Source organism: Paenibacillus sp. UNC451MF, from assembly GCF_000686845.1.
Taxonomy (GTDB): Bacteria; Bacillota; Bacilli; order Paenibacillales; family NBRC-103111; genus Paenibacillus_S.
In genome coordinates this window covers 17,953-36,281 of the sequence record NZ_JMLS01000032.1, presented here as the reverse complement: position 1 = coordinate 36,281, position 18,329 = coordinate 17,953, and the positions used below count along the sequence as shown (strand labels likewise).

Sequence of the window (18,329 nt, the reverse complement as noted above, 5' to 3'; positions counted from 1 at the left end):
CTATAGTGCATTTATTCTATCTTTCAGTTCACTTAATGATTTCATTATGGACTTGCAGGACTCTGTGTCATCAATCGATGCATGCCAACGTAATGTATCGATCCCTTTATAATATGCCATACATAAGAATCTTTCTTTAAAATCTTGTATTACAATGTTCCTTTTATTGCAATATTCAAAAAGCAATTCTGGTATTTTTAAGTAAGGCTTATTTAAATCCATAATGGCAAAATCCAAAAGGAAATCTACAATCCCAGATCTGCTCCAGTCGGGGAAACCTACCATTGTCTTTCCATCTGTTATCATGTTGACAAAAAAAGTATTATTATAAACCAAATAACGTTTTCCTTCACAATAACTAATTCTGTCTTCCATTTCCTTAAAGTATTTTTCAAAAAATTCACGCTCTAAAAGAGTTGTTTCGAACATCTCCTTCCAATTGTACCAGTATCCATCCTTATCATCTGAAAATGTATCTATTAGAAATTCTCTGCAGGTAGTATACTCTGTTTTACAATCATCATTAAACTCACCATAGCCTTCTACTCCCGCTACATCTGTTAAACTAATTTCTAAAATCTTGTCAAAAAACAATTCGTAGCAATCTGCAAACTGTTTTGGGCTTAACTTATTTGCAACAAACCCATTCGGTGTCATACATACCTTTTCAGAAAGCATCGATTTAATGATATGGTCCTTACTCATCTCCTTAACTCCTTTGCATTTCAAATTTTATTACCATCAGTTGTGCATTTGATATAGGGAAATCATATCATCGGAAATGTTTTGAGATATAGGCACAGAATGACTTTAATCAACTTTACATATAGAAATGATTCTACTTGCGGAAGGGGAAATTTATTTGGTTAGCAATCATTACGCAAGGGCGTGTAGCAGGCGTCATCTACGTTCAAGAAGGCGGTGAATAAACATTGGAAAACCCACTTGGTTAAGCCGATGAAAATTCAATGGGGTGTATTTTTATGCCAAAACGAGTCTTTATGAATAATAGTTGTTCATAAGCGATTCCGTCCGTATAATAAGGTAATGCGGTAATTAGATAAAGACAGAAGTTATGAGGAGCAATGAAAATGCGTATAGCTATTTTGGGCAGCAGTGGTGGAAATTTATTCAATCTCGGGGGGAAAGATCCCGACAAGCTTATTGGTGAGATCGTTGCACAGAGTAAAAGCGCAGGTATAGAAATTGGTATGGTACAGTTTATTGCAGCAGCGGAATCGATGGATGTCGCTAAAGAGAAAACAACAGCCTCATTATATGTTTGGGATCAAGCTGAACAGCGTATTAAGAGCGTCTTTGAGGGATTGTTGAAAGCTACGAACGACGCGGCAGCAGAGTTAGATGCTGAAATCTCCAAACAAATCCAGTCTGGCCAAATCGATGGTCTGATCGTTATGAGCGCTGATCCCAATCATGCCAATAAGCTGGCTATTCTAGCAGCGGCGGATAAAGGAATTCCTGTCGTCGGGACAGGGGGAACTTCCATGGCACTAATTAGCTCCAAAGGAGCGAAAGTTATCGCCACCTCCGGGACGACAGGAACCACCAACCGGACAAGGGCTGTCTCTTTTATGACCTCGTTGTGCAAGTATTGGGGGATCAAGTATTATCCCGTTCTTGGCGATACCAGCTCCCACAATAAAACAGCATCCGGGAATCCGTGGAAGAGAATAAATCTCAAAGGCATTATGCAGTCTTCCCTGCCTGGATTTATTGCCATGGCTATTGTGTTGGCGCTCAGCCAAATTCCTGCTCTAAAAGGATTAAGCGATGTATTCGACATCATGCTCAAAGCATTACCCGTAGTCCTAGCTGTCATTGCGGCCAAGCAGGTTTCCGACATGGATGAGGTATCTATTGTGGCTGGAGTCATCGCAGGCGCGCTATCCATCCAAGGTGGGATCATTGGCGGTATTATCGGCGGAATCGGGGCCGGACTGCTTGTTCAATTCCTGTTTGTAAAATGTGTTCAGTGGCGTTTTCCTATGACGACTGTCAACATTGTAGCCGGTGGTTTTGCAGGTCTTATATCCGGACTTATCATGTATTATCTGATTGCCCCATTCGCGCTTCAAGCAGGCGAATTTATTAAATACGTCATTAACATGGCGATATCGTTCAATCCAATTATTGCCGGTATTATTGCGGGTCTATTGATCTGGCCTGCCATTCTTGGAGGCGTATATCATGCGGCGATTCTGCCGATCGTATTGCTCGAAATGGAGAAAACGGGCAACAGCTTCCTCGGAGCTATAGATATGGTGGGCTTGGTTATGGTGTCCGCTGGTATCACATTAGCTAACATCATTGCTCCTAGAGATAAAGGAGAAGCCGCTGTAGCTACCCCTGGTTTCTTAATCAATATGGGTTTCGGTACGTTTGTTGAAGCCGCATACCCTTTCATGTTTTCTAATAAAATGGTGTTTGCCGGCGCGATCTGTGCAGCAGGCGTCGGTGGAGGACTAGTGGGCGTGTTTAACGTTCGCGGTACCGCCTACGTGCCTTCTATTATGGGGCCTTTCTTGTCTAACAACGCGGTCGGGTTCACGATTTCCATGCTGGTGGCTTTTCTTCTGACGTTTCTCATTACGCTAGTAGCTAACAAAACCGTCAGAAGCAAGAAACAAGCAGGGCTCGACACAACAATATAAACAGTCAAAAAGCCCACTGACCGACAACTCGGCAGTGGGCTTTTTGAACGATGCTTATTCTTTGTGATTATTGTTACGCCACTTATTAAACTGTAAAAACTCCTGAAACTGTTCCTTGCTAACTCCCGAAGACATGGCCTCTCGAACGAGTCCCAACCACTCTTCATCCATCTCCAGATGTTGGGTGGTTTTATTTTGCAAGAACGACTCTATAGGTACGTCAAGAACGGCGCATATTTTCTCAAGAAATTGAATGGATGGATTGGACTGGATATCCCTTTCGATGGAGCTTAAATAGGATTTCGCTACCCCTGCCTTTTCGGCAAGTTCCGTGAGAGTTAGCCCTTTTTCCATCCGTAATTGTTTCACACGTCTGCCTATCATGGTAGCACCCCTACTAATATCTAATGTCTTCATTATATTCTATCAAAAAAAGTACCAATGTGAAGGTAAAAATAAAAAAAAGGTAAAAATACCATCATCATCCGCCATGAAGACCGATCTGAGGCGATCACCTTGTTGATGATGTCTCCTTGCTGGAGACTTCGCAAGGTAATCTTATCGATCATGTGAAGGCAAAGCTTAAGTGTTGGCCGGGGGTAATTGTCGAGATACCAAGCAGCCTTCATCTATCCCGCTATGGGACGATGAAGGCTGTAATGGTTGGGTGCAGTAAAAGCTGTTGGTTTCGTATAGGGCACAAGCAGCAATACAACCGGTATTGGCTAAAGGAGGTCATTATTTAACCAAGCGTAGGGTTAACGGATATTCGTACATTTGCCCTTTGGAAGCTCGGATGGTTGCAATAATAATGCATACCAGCGCGAACAATCCGAGAAGCGGCAGAAGAACGAAGCCGATAACCGCAAAGCAGAGTATCCCTGCTACAAAAGAATAGATGATCATGGATATTTGGAAGTTGAGCGATTCTTTTGCATGCTCTGCGACATAGGCGGATTCGTCTTTTTTAATCAGCCAAACAATTAGCGGTGCGAGAACACCAAGGATAATGCACAATACATGAGAAAGCAGCGCCAAGTTTCTTTCTTCACTCGAAACCATACTGCACCTCCGTCCCTGGACTGGATTGACAATAAATATGGTGTCATAGCAATATGTATGCGCGTTGGAGGGTGAAGTTGCAAAAGAAACGAAATATTCCACTCATTGAATCTCATGACAAAAAATAAGGCACCGGGCTTCAGCTCCGGTACCTTACTTAGTGTTCAGTTATTAACGCAGTTGATTATTCGTTATGGTAAATTAGACGAACCCATCAAATACCGATCGCATTCACGAGCAGCCTCACGGCCTTCGTTAATCGCCCACACCACAAGGCTTTGTCCGCGACGCATATCCCCGGCTGCAAATACACCTTCTACGTTCGTTGCAAATTGGCCGTACTCCGCCCTCGCGTTGGAACGCTCATCCTTCTCTACTCCTAATTGATCCAAGACCGTATTCTCAGGGCCAAGGAAGCCCATAGCAAGCATAACGAGCTGTGCGGGGTATACTTTCTCGCTGCCAGGCACTTCAACCGGTACAAAACGGCCTTGATCGTCCTTCTTCCACTCGATAAGAACCGTGTGAAGCTCCTTCACGTGCCCGTTCTCGTCACCCACGAATTTCTTAGTGCTGATCTGATACTGGCGAGGATCTTCCCCTTGCAATGCAGCTGCCTCCTGCTGACCGTAATCCACCTTCAGCACCTTAGGCCATTCCGGCCAAGGATTGTTAGCTTGGCGAGTCTCGGGAGCCTTCGGCATCAGCTCAAACTGCAGGACGCTCTTACATTGATGGCGAATCGAAGTACCTACACAGTCCGTACCGGTATCGCCACCGCCGATAACAATAACATCCTTGCCTTCGGCCGAAATGAATTGCCCGTCTTCATGCTTGGAATCAAGCAAGCTCTTCGTATTTTTCGATAGGAATTCCATCGCCAGGTGAATGCCCTTTAATTCGCGACCTTCGATATTTAGGTCACGACCTTTGGTCGCACCTCCGCACAATACGATTGCATCGAACTCTTCCTTCAGCTTAGAGGCGGGAATATCTTTACCGATCTCCGTGCCCGTAACAAAATTCACGCCTTCTGCAGACAATAGATCAACACGGCGTTGAACATATTTTTTATCCAGCTTCATGTTCGGGATGCCGTACATGAGCAAGCCGCCGATACGGTCGGAACGCTCGTATACAGTAACGGTGTGTCCCGCTTTATTCAGCTGCGCAGCACAGGCGAGCCCGGATGGACCTGATCCTACAACCGCAACCTTCTTACCCGTACGTACCTTTGGAGGCTCGGGAACAACCCAGCCTTCCGCGAAGCCTTTATCAATAATTGATTTCTCAATGTTCTTTATCGTTACCGGAGAATCCTTCAACCCTACCGTACAGGAGCCTTCGCAAGGTGCAGGGCATACGCGTCCCGTAAATTCGGGAAAATTATTCGTCTTATGTAGGCGATCCAACGCTTCGCGCCATAATCCGCGGTAGACAAGATCATTCCATTCCGGAATCAAATTGTTGACCGGACAGCCTGCCGCCATCCCGCTGATCAATTTCCCTGTATGGCAAAAAGGGATGCCACAGTCCATGCATCGCGCGCCCTGAGTTTGCAGCTTGTCTTCAGCCATCGGTACGCTGAACTCATTCCAATGGCTGATCCGCAGCAAAGGGGCTGTTTCGACAGGGGTTTCACGCTGATACTCAATAAATCCGGTTGGTTTACCCATTGTTTACCTCCTACTCGTGTTGAACAAAGCAAATTCTTTGCAATGGCTTTGCTTTGAACCTGCATGTTCAACACGTTATTTGTATTAGTTACCGCCTACGCGGGATACGTCCTTCATATTTTCTTCAAATGCGACAAGCATCGCTTCCTGCTGGCTCAAGCCGGAACGCTTCACACGCTCAATCGCCTCGAACATCCTCTTGTAGTCCTTAGGAATAACCTTCACAAATTTCCATACGTACTCTTCCCAGCGTTTCAGCACACGGTCAGCTACTGAGCTGCCGGTGAATGTCTCGTGGTGCTGAATCATATTGCGCAGCTCTTCCGCCTCGTACGTTTCCTCGACCTGCTCAAGAAGAACCATCTCTTTGTTGCAGCGTTCGCTAAACGTGCCGTCCTCATCCAGTACGTATGCAATGCCACCGGACATACCGGCTGCAAAGTTGCGGCCTGTTCTGCCTAATACAACCACGCGACCGCCGGTCATGTATTCACAGCCATGATCGCCGACACCTTCTACAACGGCACGGACACCGGAGTTACGAACGGCAAAGCGTTCCCCCGCAATGCCGCGGATATAGGCATCTCCATCCGTAGCGCCGTAGAAAGCTACATTGCCGATGATGATATTTTCTTCGGCGGCAAATGTCGACTGTTCGGAAGGGAAAATAGCGATTTTCCCGCCAGATAAGCCCTTACCTACATAGTCATTCGCATCGCCTTCCAGGGAAAGCGTGATGCCCTTAGGTACAAATGCACCAAAGCTTTGCCCTGCGGATCCGTTAAAATGCAAACGGATCGTATCGTTCGGCAAGCCTTCACTTCCGTAACGACGGGTCACTTCACTGCCGAGAATCGTTCCGACAACACGGTTAACGTTGTGAATCGGCAGAATGACATGAACATGTTCTTTATTTTCAAGAGCAGGCTTACAAGTCTCAAGCAGCTCTGTCATATCGATGGAACGGTCCAGACCGTGATCCTGTACTTCAGAACAGAAGCGCCCCACATCCTCGCCTACTTCAGGCTGATGAAGAAGCGGTGTCAAGTCGATACCTTTGGCTTTCCAATGCTCAACCGCCTGCTTCGTTTCGAGAATTTCGGTGTGTCCGATCATTTCCTCAATCGTGCGGAAGCCCAGCTCAGCCATCAGCTCGCGCGCATCCTGAGCAACGAAGTTCATAAAGTTCACTACGTGCTGCGGATCTCCTGCAAACTTCTTGCGCAAATCCGGATTTTGTGTCGCCACACCTACTGGACACGTATCCAGATGACACACTCTCATCATGATACAGCCCAGAGCAATCAATGGAGTTGTCGCAAAGCCGAACTCTTCGGCGCCAAGCAACGCTGCGACAACCACATCGCGGCCTGTCATCAGCTTGCCGTCCGTTTCTACAGTGATACGGCTTCTCAGGTTGTTCAATACGAGCGTCTGATGCGTTTCGGCAAGCCCGAGCTCCCATGGTAACCCGGCATGGCGAATACTTGTTTGCGGGGAAGCCCCCGTACCGCCGTCGTAACCGCTGATCAGCACGACGTCTGCTTTTCCTTTGGCAACGCCTGCTGCGATAGTGCCTACTCCCACCTCGGACACCAGCTTGACGCTGATTCTTGCACGAGGATTCGCGTTCTTTAAGTCGTGGATCAGCTCAGCCAAATCCTCGATCGAATATATATCGTGATGCGGAGGAGGCGAGATCAAGCCAACGCCCGGCGTAACGCCGCGCACTTCGGCAACCCAAGGATACACCTTCGTACCCGGCAGCTGACCGCCTTCGCCCGGTTTCGCGCCCTGCGCCATTTTAATTTGAATCTCGTCTGAGTTAACTAAATAATTGCTTGTAACTCCAAAGCGTCCTGATGCCACCTGCTTGATCGCACTGCGGCGCAGGTCCCCGTTCGCATCGCGGGTAAATCGCTCCGGATGCTCGCCACCCTCGCCCGTATTCGACTTACCGCCGATGCGGTTCATCGCGATCGCCATACTCTCGTGCGCTTCCTTGGAGATAGAGCCGTAAGACATCGCACCCGTCTTAAAGCGTTTGAACATTGATTCAACCGACTCAACCTCTTCAATCGGAATCGGCTGACGATTGGATTTGAACGAGAACAATGCGCGCAGTGACGCGTACTTCTCATTTTCCTTATGAATCAGCTTCACGAAGTTTTTGTACATGCCGTAATTGTTCGTTCTAACAGCCGATTGAAGGGCATGAATGGTTTCCGGATTGTATAAATGATCTTCGCCGTTCTTACGCCACTGCAGCTCGCCGCCGGTGTCTAGCACGCGATCGCGGCCTTCCTGCTCGGAGAATGCGCGTTGATGGCGAAGAATCGCCTCCTGGGCAATAACATCCATTTTAATACCGCCGACCGGCGTATAAGTCCAAGTAAAATATTTATCGATAACGGATGGATCCAACCCGACCGCTTCAAAAATTTGCGCTCCACGGTAGCTTTGAATCGTAGAAATGCCCATTTTGGCAAGAACCTTAACGACACCTTTAGTGGCAGCCTTCACATAGTTATAAAGCGCTTTTTCTGAAGTGACATCTTTCAATTTATTATGACGGATCATGTCCTCCAGCGTTTCCATAGCCAGGTACGGATTGATCGCGCTTACTCCATAGCCAAGCAGCAAGGCAAAGTGATGCACCTCACGAGGCTCCCCGGACTCTAGCAGCAAGCCTACTTTCGTACGTGTACCTTCGCGAATCAGGTGATGGTGCAGACCTGATACGGCAAGGAGTGCAGGGATGGCAGCTTTGCGGACATCAACACCGCGATCAGACAAAATAATAAGCGTTGCGCCGTCAGCTATCGCCTTGTCGGCAGCCGTGTACAATTCATCCATTGAGCGCTCCAGTGCTGCTGCGCCCTCAGCTGCGTTGAACAAGATCTGCAGTGTGACGGTGCGGAAGCCTTCTCGCTGAACATCGCGCAGCTTAGCAAGCTCGGCATTGGTCAAGATCGGCGTTGCCAAGCGGATTTGTCTACAGCTCTCCGGCTCCGGCTGAATCAAGTTACGCTCCGGCCCAACCGTTGTGCCTTGCGCCGTAATAATTTCTTCAAAGTTGGCATCAATAGGAGGGTTCGTTACCTGTGCGAACAGCTGCTTGAAGTAGCTGTATAGCAGTTGAGGACGATCGGATAGCACAGCCAGCGGAGCATCGAAGCCCATAGAGCCGATAGGGTCGACTCCCGTCTTGGCCATAGGTTCCAGCACTTTGCGCAGGTTCTCGAAGGTGTAGCCGAACGCTTGCTGACGCTGCAGCACGGTGTCGTGATCGGTTTGCGGCACTTCGGCAGCAGCAGGCAGCTCTTCAAGCGAAATCAAATGCTCCTTCAGCCATTCACGATAAGGCTGCTCTGTAACAATGCCGCGTTTGACTTCCTCATCGGATACGATACGACCTTCTACCGTATCTACAAGCAGCATACGCCCAGGCTGCAGTCGCTCCTTGCGAGCAATACGTTCTGGCGCAATGTTCAAAACACCGGCCTCGGAAGCCAACACAATAAGATCGTCCTTCGTTATATAGTAGCGTCCAGGACGGAGTCCGTTACGGTCGAGCACGGCGCCGATCACTTTACCGTCGGTAAAGGAAATCGCAGCCGGGCCGTCCCACGGCTCCATCAGACAGCTGTGATATTCATAGAAAGCTTTCTTCTCGTCGCTCATTGTCTCGTGTTTTGACCACGGCTCCGGAATCATCATCATCGCCGCATGCGGTAAGGAGCGTCCGGATAGCATCAAAAATTCGAGCGTATTGTCAAACATTTGGGAGTCAGAGCCGTTGGTGTCAATGACCGGCAAAATCTTTTTGAGATCTTCACCGAACAAATCCGTTTCGCACATGGCCTGACGCGCATGCATCCAGTTGACATTACCGCGTAAGGTGTTGATTTCTCCGTTATGGATGATATAACGGTAAGGATGCGCACGTTCCCAGCTTGGAAACGTGTTCGTGCTGAAACGAGAGTGAACCAAGGCCAACGCGGTTTCGAAGGCTGGATCCTTCAGTTCCACATAGTAGTTGTCGACCTGCTCTGGAGTCAGCATCCCTTTATACACAATAGTACGGCTCGATAAGCTCGCGAAATAAAGCGCCTGCTCATGCTGCAAAGAACGAACGGCATTCTCGGTCAGCTTGCGGATGACATACAGCTTGCGCTCGAACGCCAGCTCTTCCACGCCTTCGGCACCGATAAAAATTTGACGAACGAAGGGCTCTACCGATTTGGCAGAATCGCCAAGCGAAGAATGATCCGTAGGCACGGTTCTCCAGCCAAGCAAGGTTTGGCCGGCCGCCGCTACGTTTTCCTCCAAAATCCTCTCACAGGCAGCACGTGCGGCCGCATCCTGCGGCAAAAATACCATCCCGACACCGTATCGCCCTGCATCTGGAAGATTAATGCCTTCTTTACCACATTCTGCTTTCAAAAAGCTGTGAGGAATTTGCAGCAAAATACCGGCTCCGTCCCCGGTGTTCGTCTCGCAGCCTTGACCTCCGCGATGATCCAGATTGCAAAGCACGTTCAACGCTTGACCGACGATTTCATGACTTGGCTTCCCCTTAATGTTGGCAACAAAACCGATCCCGCACGCATCATGCTCAAATTGCGGATCGTACAGACCTTGCTTAACCGGCAATCTATTTCTGCTCATGTTGTACAACCTTTCTATCCTTTATTTGTTCAAACTTTTACTAACATAAGTTGAAGGAGCAACGCTGTACAGATGTGAAGCAATAAATAGAAAAAAAGAAGCGACGATGATCTTGTGCTCTGGAAACTGCGATCTGTTGCTGGACCGGCTTCACTTGATGAACATGCAGATTATGTGCCCTTCTACGATAGGAAGTATGACAATTCTATGAACCTCTTTTTAAGGTATGATTTATATTAACATCTGAGAACTGACTTATCAATTTAAAAATATGCATTTTTTCTACAAATTCCAATCTTTTCTCGCAAATCTAACAAGGAATGTTCGTGTTTAACGAACCTTTCCTCGACTAAACCGAAATATGACGCTCTTCCGACGCCGAAAGGTAAGCGGCATCTGTCACTTTGGAAGCTATTATCCCCTGATCCCCCGGACAAAGGTACCGGCCAACTCCCAATATATCCTCTATGAAAGACTCTATCATCGGTACGTTCATATTTTCATGCTTAGGCATACAGAACTGCTGAACCTCCCCTCTATCATTAACCCATTCCAGTTCGGCATCCTCCACTGACTTCATAATCAGCTTGCCTCCGGTTCCGAATAGTTCAAGCTGATTGCCAACAGATGTACTAAAGCTTGCGTGGACGGATGCCTGACAGCCCGATGCGAACCGGATCAATACCGATGCCGTATCCTCTACTTCTATATTATGCAAAAGATTACCGGTCATGGCTGTTACCTGCTGCGGCTGTCCCAAGCAGAAGCACAGCAAATCAATCACATGGGTACCGACATCCATAAGTGGTCCTCCCCCCGAGATTTCCGGACGCAGCAGCCAAGCTCTCGCGGTTTCCGCATGATTGGTTTTACCGCTGAATTGCGCACGTGCGTAAACCGGCTGACCAATGGCTCCGGCTTCGATAAGCTCCTTCATTTTTTGAATCTTCGGATAATATCTGCGATAGTATGCAATGCCGAGCTTCACACCTTGCTCACGGCAGGCTGCGACCATTTGCTCTCCCTGTATTGCATTCAGCGCCATTGGCTTTTCGCATAGTACATGCTTTCCACTCTTCGCTGCTTCTATGGCATGCACAGCATGCATCATGACTGGGGTTGCTATGTAAACCGCATCAATGTTCCGATCCGACCATACTTGTGTCACATCGGTGTAAGCTTGGGGTATGCCGAATTGTGCTGCAAATGCTCTTACCTTCTCCTCATCCCTCCTTACAACCGCTTGAAGGCTGCTGCCTTGAGCCTCCTGCAGCGCTCTAGCGACTCTGCGCTCCACCACATCACCCGCTCCTATGACCGCCCAACGGATTTTCCGCATCCCTTATCCTCCTGACATTTTAGGCTCCACCTGAAATGAAGCATTTCTAAAATCAGAATATATCAGTTATGAAAAAGATGGAAGTGGGCAAACAGGCTTTACAAATAAACAAACAACAAAAAAAGGGAACCTTTTCAGGCTCCCTCGTTCACACCGCTGTAAACAGCAGTTGAAATGATGACTATTTAGTTGGCTGGGATTTCTGTTAAACGGATCGTTGGTCTCACTGTTCCTTCGACTTTCAGATCATATGCCGACGTAGTGATACTGTCGTATCCCTCTTTGGAAGCCGCCAGCACGTAGCTGCCCGCCGGTAAATTAAAAAACGTATAATTGCCGTACAAATCGGTTACCGTCGAGTAAGTGGCTTGTCCAACAGCAGTGACTCGGACTCCAGCTAAAGAAGAAGAACTTGAGTTGGTTACATTGCCATAAATAACCGTGTTGGCCATAGCTCTGTCATACGTATAGGCTGCAGGACGAATGTTCACATAGATAGGCGTATCACCTATTGCGTAGCCCGACTTCGTGAATTGCAGTCTGTAATGCATCCAAGGCTTAAGGTTTGCCGTGTAGCTTCCATTGTCGTCGGTAAAGAACGTATTGACAAGCTTCTCGCTGCTGCTTGTCATTTGATATACAGCTACAGTTACTCCCGATTGCTTCACACCTGTTTCATAATCATAGACAACACCGCTGATCGTGGTAGCCTTCGGGATCATAAACACCGTTATGGTTGTGTTTTCGCCAGATTTGATTTCGAACGGTGCAGAGACAGCATCTTCATACCCTTCTGCTGTGACGCTAGCTACTCCGGTTCCCTCAGGTAAATCGAATAACATGGCTCCGTCTACATTGCTTTCTTCAATAAAGGTCTGGTTATTCACCGTTACGGTTACGATGGCTCCAAATACACGCTGCTGACTGCCGCTTGTGATATCTCTTGCTCTTACAAACAGGGTATTATGAGCCAGCTCCACCGTATCAGCTTGAACCAATTGACCCGCAGTTACCGTAACGGTTCTGCTAGCAGGTAAATAACCGTTTTCTTTATAAGCCAGGCTGTAAGTTCCAGGAACAAGGCTCACGTTAAATTTGCCATCGCTATCCGTTGAAACAGATGCAATGACAGTTCCTGCAGCAGAGGCTCCGCTGTATACGGATACGGTAACGCCCGCAATTCCTTTGTTAACTGCATTGTCTTTACTGAGTTTATAGTCGTATACATATCCGCTCACTGTTCCCATTTGAGAATAAATGCTGCCTCGGGAGGATCCTCCCCCTGTACTACCTGTCACGGACGATGCGGAAGCTCCTGCACCATCCAGCTTCCCAGGCTGCTTCTCAAAAGTCGAGCCTTTAGCCGCAGCGTTCAGTGTTACACTATTCAAGGTTCCTTGACCTTTTACTTCAATAACCTCATTGGCCGTTAGGTTATTGACCACGGTGCCCGAAGCTGTCTCCAAGATGGTTTGGGTCTGAACGGTTGCCTCTTGCACGTTCGTAGTTCCTTCAAGAACGACGCGTATGGTTCCATCCTTCTTGTCTATTAATACTCTGTTCAAAACCGAATTCGTGATATGAACCGAGTTGGAGCCACCCCCGTTAATGGTCGTCGTGCCTTTAACGGTAATGTTCGATAAATAAACGTCGCCTTCCTGGATGCTGCTTGCCAATAACAGGTCGCCTTCAATCAGCGTGTTTTGCAGCTTGATTCCAGGCCCATCGATAACGACATCGCCTGCTTGGGTCGCTGAACCGGATGTAGGGCCATAGGTCCCTTCTTGGCTGTATACCACTTTATTATCCTGGGCTGGCAGTGCCCGATCCAGCATGACTACAGCTTCAGCACGAGTAATTTCCTTTTTCGGTTGAAACGATTTGTCTGAGTAACCATCCACAAAATGTTTGGCAACGGCTGCATTAACCGCTCCTCGGCTCCATGCCGAGATTTGGCCCTCATCCTTGAAGCCTGTGGATGCATTCACCGAAGAATCCAGCTTAAGCAGACGGGAGATCATCACAACGGCTTCTTCACGGTTTATTTTGTTCGCCGGGCGGATCGTTTGATCCTCATAGCCTTCAATGTATCCGGCACCTACAGCCTTCATCACATCGTTATAGCTCCAATCCGTCGACTTCAAATCTTTGAAGTTTGCACCGGCTGTCGTCTTTACATCGAAGGAACGGTTCACCAATGCCATGAACTCGGCTCTAGTGATAGAGTTTTCCGGCTTGAACGATCCGTCTTCATAGCCTTGAATCCAATTTTTGGATATCCAGTGTGTCATTTGCTTTTCCGCCCAATGCCCCTTTACATCGGATGCATTATCAGCGCCGAAGGCGACCCCAAAGGAGGAGATGAATAAGCATAGAGATAAAATGAATGCAGTTAATTTGCGGTTTGATCTGTAAATCACAGTACGTTTTTCCCCCAATTGTCTTTGGCTTTTTCTAATCCCGGGTTTTTAAATATCCATTTTTCCTTTCATTGGATAATTCCCTTTTAGTTATTCGACAGAATGTACATAAAAGTTTATAGTTTTTCAAAATAAAAGCTTATGAATTTGAATTTTACATCCAACCCATTTATAGGGTAATACGCAGTGCTCCAACCCCCATCTATGGTAATACGAGCCATTCCGCACAAGACCTATACTCATCATAATCAACCTATGCTATGATAAAATGACATATTTCACCCGAGAGGACTGTCTACCAACGTGGCCAAATTATATTTTCGATACGGCACCATGAACAGCGGCAAATCGATTGAGGTACTACGAACCGCCCACAACTACGAGGAGCAAGGAAAAAAAGTTCTTTTATTCACCCCTGCTGTCGACAACCGTTATGGAGTAGGTACGGTAACTTCAAGGATCGGGATGCAAAAAAAAGCTATCATTATTGATGAACAAATGGATATGATAAGCCTGGCAGCAGCAGAAAAGCCAAATTGCATCATCATCGATGAAGCGCAGTTTTTGAATAAAGACCAAATTATGCAGCTTACGGAAATCGTGGACAGCTTGAACATTCCCGTTATCGCTTACGGCTTAAGGGCCGATTTTATGGGTCAACTGTTCGAAGGCAGCTACCATCTGCTTGCTTTAGCAGACAAGATTGAAGAAATTAAAACCATCTGCTGGTACTGTGATAAAAAAGCTATCATGAACATGCGATGCGAAGACGGCCGCCCTGTATTTACAGGAGAACAGATCCAAATCGGCGGCAACGAAAGCTATTTGCCGGTATGCCGCAAATGCTATTCGTCCAAACGCAAAGCCCAACAAGGATAAGCATGTAATCTTGAGAAGATAGAGCTGACGTGGCTCTGTCTTCTTTTTTTGGAGTCGAATATCCCATGTCCAAGCTGTATGCTTGCCCTCACCTTCCCCTTCTCCCACTCATATAATAAAGCAAGTCCAAGAAGCGGTGGTGAGAAGAATGCCCAAGAAGGAATTGCTGTACAAGCTCGGAATCGTTATTTATTTAACCCTATGGTTTGTGGGCAGCTTCTGGATGATGGCTGCGCTTCAAAGCGGGCTTTTAGATCATATGCTTGGCATCGATTGGAAGCTTGTCGAGGAGTATGCTTACTACGCTTTGGCCGGAGCTATCGGTGGAAGCTTATATGCGCTTCGTCTATTTCATGAATTTTATAATCGAATGTCCGAGCGTTGGCTGTTCTGGTATTTACTGCGGCCGATTAAATGCGCAGGCGCTGCCGTCATGACGATCATTTTGTTTCAAAGCGGTGTTCTGCTGCTGCAAACCGGAGATTCGATGATGGCCAAGATCAGCATTGCCTTCCTGGTCGGCTTCGGATACGGCAAGGTTATGGAGAAGCTGAAAGCGTTGGCCGAAACCTTATTCAATGGAAAAACGAGCAATTCTTCATCCAAAGGAAACCAAGATGCCCCTTCCGACGTATGGAATGAGGATGATGTGCCTAAACGTTAATCACGTTAAGGTTAGATGGAGGGTCTTACAGGCTGTTATGCGTTCACTATCATTAGTATTGAAAATAGGAATAGCAATGATTTTTGCTTCATTCCTGCTCCTCTTCAGCGTCCACAAGTGGGGCTCCTACACCTACAAGGATCAGGTTGCCGTTCTAGCTTACCATCATCTCAGTCATGATGAACAAAGCAATGTAACGATCACACCGCAGCTGTTCCGTGAGCAGCTGTCCTTTTTGCGCCAAAAAGGCTATGAGTTCATTACATTGGAACAGTTTAAGCAATTCATCGACGGGGCGTCCGTGCCGAAGAAGGCCGTGCTCATTACTTTCGACGATGGGTATGAAAGCTTCTACACGCATGGTTATCCCGTTCTGAAGGAAATGGGCATACCTGCTGTAAATTTCGTCGTTACCAAGGATTTGCACGATCCGAAGACTTCCCCCCTGCCGTCTATGTCCAACGAGGAAATTCGGCAAATGGCGGTTGAGACGGATGGAATTGATTTTCAATGCCACTCCCACGACATGCATGCCAAAATCAACGGGAACCCGCTGCTGACTAGTCTGCTGCACATTAATGGTAATCCCGAATCGCCCGAGGAATACCGACAACGGGTACTTAAGGATACGAATTTTTGCATTAGCAATCTGCACGGGCTTCACTCTGAGAAAGTGGATGCATACGCGTATCCCTACGGGATGTACCATCAGGAAGCCTCTGAATTGATTCGGCAATCCGGCATTGAATATGCCTTTACAGTAGTGAGCCGAATGGCCGTCCGTCATGACGATCGGATGCAAATTCCCCGCATCAATGCAGGCAACCCGAGCATTACACCGGAATCGCTGCATCAAACGATTATGCGTCGTGCCATCGCGCGCAAGCTGCCGGTGACAAAGCTGTAGCTCAGCCGGAATCGTTCATGTCGGAAACAGACGCATTGAAACGTTGCTGTCCCCGCTAATGTCGCGGAACCACAAATCCTTGTAGTCAACCCAGCCAAAAGGGCTAATTTTCACGCCTTGGAGCTCTGCGGGAAATGAAGCCGCCTGGCGCCAACGATACCACAAGATCATCGAGCGATTGGCCAGCAGCTCTTCCTCAAGCAGAAGCAGCTGCTGCAGCCGTCTGGAGCTTGAGAGTTCATTGGTTAGCGCAGCCATGCGGCTATCGAGCCTTTGAAGAGTCTCTCCGGGCAAGCATTGCCGCAGCGGGCTCTGCTCACTCCCGAGTATCGCCCACATCGCCCATTCTGCGTCCCCATCGACCGGCTGCTCCAGCAATATCAAATCCGCCTCTGCAAGCACCGAATTCAAAGAGAGCTCCTCATAGGGGACGAACCTTACTTCGAGAGCAACACCGATTCCAGTCAAAGTCCTCTTCAGCCAATCGGCATCCCTCTCATTCCCTGCACCCGCATAAGTAAGCAGCTGCAACTTGCAGGAACGCTCTGAATAAGCGACTGCACAACGGGTACTTTGCCCATGAGGGGAAGCATCCCTCCAAGTGGAAGACGGCACTTGCGGCATACCTTCTTTCCTTACAAAAGTGGTTGCAAGCTCTCCCCTATTACCGCCTAAGCCAGCGACCTCCTCTTTGTTTCGGATCACCTCAAACAATGCGTCGCGCAGCTCCGGCTGCTGGAGCGGCCCCGGCTTTGCCAGCTGCAGTAATATGTATTTACAACCAAGATCATGTCGTTCCACCGTCGCCCAATTCCCCTCGGAGCGTTCCGGCCCTATACCTCCGAAATGGCGAAAGTTCATGCCTCCCGATTCCTGTTCATCCTCCCTCAAGGGCTGACGTCTAGTCGTTCTGCCATCCTGCTTCAAAAGCGGCTCCTGTCGGCATCGGCAGCTCTCGTCCTTTGTTAGCTCCGCTTCCTTTGTCAGCAGCGTTCCCTGTCGTTCCTCATACATCTCCGGCAAATACCACATTTCAACGCGATCCAATTGAGAGGCTCTCATAAAATGATCAGGATTCGCGTCCAGTACCAGCACGCTGTCATCCCGCTTCACCAGCTTAAAGGGTCCTGTCCCCTCCACCTTGAACGGCCAATCCGGTCCAGGCTGCCTCGGAATGATGGAAGCCGCTGTAGCAGCAAGTAGTGACAGCAGATGACGACAGCTCTGCTGGCAGCGTATCTCAAGCAAATGTTCATGAAAGGTCTCCACACCTTGTATGGTTTCATAAAGAATACGATATGGAGATGGATGAGCACCGTTTCGGGTGAGACGCTCCAAAGAGGCTTTCACGTCTTCCGCCGTACAAGGGACTCCATTGTGGAAGCGGACCTGCTTCTGCAAATAAAACCTCCAGCTTCTTGCTTCGTCATCCACTTCCCAATGATGTGCTAATCCAGGAGCAAATACATTTCTTTCCGGGTCATACACTACCAATGTATCGAACAGCTGCCGGACTAAGTGCAGCTCCGTCCGACGCGTTGTGTAGATCGGGTCGAGCATGCCAGGCTGTCGATACGAAGGGAATCTCAGCAGATGACGGCACTCCATATCCCCCTTATGCGTATGAAAGCCAAAGGCCTGACTGATCGCGTACCGCAGACGCTCCTGCCCCTGCTCCGTGAGCAGCGGAGATTGAAGGAGCTTGACCGCCTCCTGCATATTTCCCGAACGAATCAAATTCTCCGCCTGATCCAGAAGCAGCCGATCAATATCCGCTAGAAAACGTAGTCTTGAGCTGTGGCCCCGGCCGCTTCCCGGCTGCCAGCTGATCCATCCGATGCTGCACATCGCTTTAATGATGAGCTTTGCGTTGCGCTCCGTACAGTGCAAGCTGGCTGCAATAGACGGGACCGTGATGGCTACATCCGCTTCCTGGGGATGCTCCGGTTTCCATTCGCGATATAATTTGGCATAATGCTCGATCAGCTGCATAATGAAATCTTCACCTCCTTTCCCCCTCCTCTGCTAAAGGGGGAAAT

The 18,329-nt window shown here is 48.2% G+C and carries 12 protein-coding genes; 4 read left to right on the top strand and 8 right to left on the bottom strand.

Translation table 11 applies throughout. The annotated features are described in order from the left end of the window. Positions 1-705, bottom strand: coding sequence for a hypothetical protein (locus BP97_RS0126715; RefSeq protein WP_028551852.1), 705 nt, complete (start codon positions 703-705; stop codon positions 1-3). Positions 706-1,091: 386 nt separating this feature from the next. On the opposite strand from BP97_RS0126715, the gene BP97_RS0126710 reads away from it, so the two are divergent. Continuing rightward, positions 1,092-2,672 (top strand): PTS sugar transporter, encoded by a 1,581-nt coding sequence (locus BP97_RS0126710; RefSeq protein ID WP_231506441.1) that lies wholly within the window; start codon positions 1,092-1,094, stop codon positions 2,670-2,672. 54 nt (positions 2,673-2,726) lie between these two features. Here the strand turns inward: BP97_RS0126710 and BP97_RS0126705 are convergent, their stop codons facing one another. The 6 genes from BP97_RS0126705 to BP97_RS0126680 all read right to left on the bottom strand — a co-directional run bounded on the left by BP97_RS0126705 (position 2,727) and on the right by BP97_RS0126680 (position 13,840). Further along, a complete protein-coding gene (locus BP97_RS0126705; protein ID WP_028551850.1) occupies positions 2,727-3,056 on the bottom strand; it encodes a helix-turn-helix domain-containing protein in 330 nt (109 codons plus the stop codon). A gap of 354 nt (positions 3,057-3,410) precedes the next feature. After that, a complete protein-coding gene (locus BP97_RS0126700; RefSeq protein WP_028551849.1) occupies positions 3,411-3,734 on the bottom strand; it encodes a DUF4870 domain-containing protein in 324 nt (107 codons plus the stop codon). Between the two features lie 191 nt (positions 3,735-3,925). Continuing rightward, on the bottom strand, positions 3,926-5,410 hold the full coding sequence (locus BP97_RS0126695) for a glutamate synthase subunit beta (RefSeq protein WP_028551848.1): 1,485 nt from the start codon (positions 5,408-5,410) through the stop codon (positions 3,926-3,928). An 84-nt stretch (positions 5,411-5,494) separates the two neighbouring features. Continuing rightward, on the bottom strand, positions 5,495-10,081 hold the full coding sequence (gene gltB, locus BP97_RS0126690; protein ID WP_028551847.1) for a glutamate synthase large subunit: 4,587 nt from the start codon (positions 10,079-10,081) through the stop codon (positions 5,495-5,497). Between the two features lie 349 nt (positions 10,082-10,430). After that, positions 10,431-11,420 (bottom strand): Gfo/Idh/MocA family protein, encoded by a 990-nt coding sequence (locus BP97_RS39145; RefSeq protein WP_051621001.1) that lies wholly within the window; start codon positions 11,418-11,420, stop codon positions 10,431-10,433. Between the two features lie 185 nt (positions 11,421-11,605). Next, a complete protein-coding gene (locus BP97_RS0126680) occupies positions 11,606-13,840 on the bottom strand; it encodes an S-layer homology domain-containing protein (RefSeq protein WP_028551846.1) in 2,235 nt (744 codons plus the stop codon). 303 nt (positions 13,841-14,143) lie between these two features. On the opposite strand from BP97_RS0126680, the gene BP97_RS0126675 reads away from it, so the two are divergent. The 3 genes from BP97_RS0126675 to BP97_RS0126665 all read left to right on the top strand — a co-directional run bounded on the left by BP97_RS0126675 (position 14,144) and on the right by BP97_RS0126665 (position 16,290). Continuing rightward, positions 14,144-14,719, top strand: coding sequence for a thymidine kinase (locus BP97_RS0126675; protein ID WP_028551845.1), 576 nt, complete (start codon positions 14,144-14,146; stop codon positions 14,717-14,719). A 148-nt stretch (positions 14,720-14,867) separates the two neighbouring features. Next, entirely contained in the window at positions 14,868-15,383 is a 516-nt protein-coding gene (locus BP97_RS37575; RefSeq protein WP_051621000.1) for a hypothetical protein, read from the top strand. A 76-nt stretch (positions 15,384-15,459) separates the two neighbouring features. Next, on the top strand, positions 15,460-16,290 hold the full coding sequence (locus BP97_RS0126665) for a polysaccharide deacetylase family protein (protein ID WP_081824379.1): 831 nt from the start codon (positions 15,460-15,462) through the stop codon (positions 16,288-16,290). A gap of 15 nt (positions 16,291-16,305) precedes the next feature. Here BP97_RS0126665 and BP97_RS0126660 read toward each other — a convergent pair whose 3' ends face one another. Continuing rightward, positions 16,306-18,282: an ABC transporter substrate-binding protein gene (locus tag BP97_RS0126660; protein WP_028551843.1), complete on the bottom strand. Its 1,977-nt coding sequence runs from the start codon at positions 18,280-18,282 to the stop codon at positions 16,306-16,308. Positions 18,283-18,329: the final 47 nt, after the last annotated feature.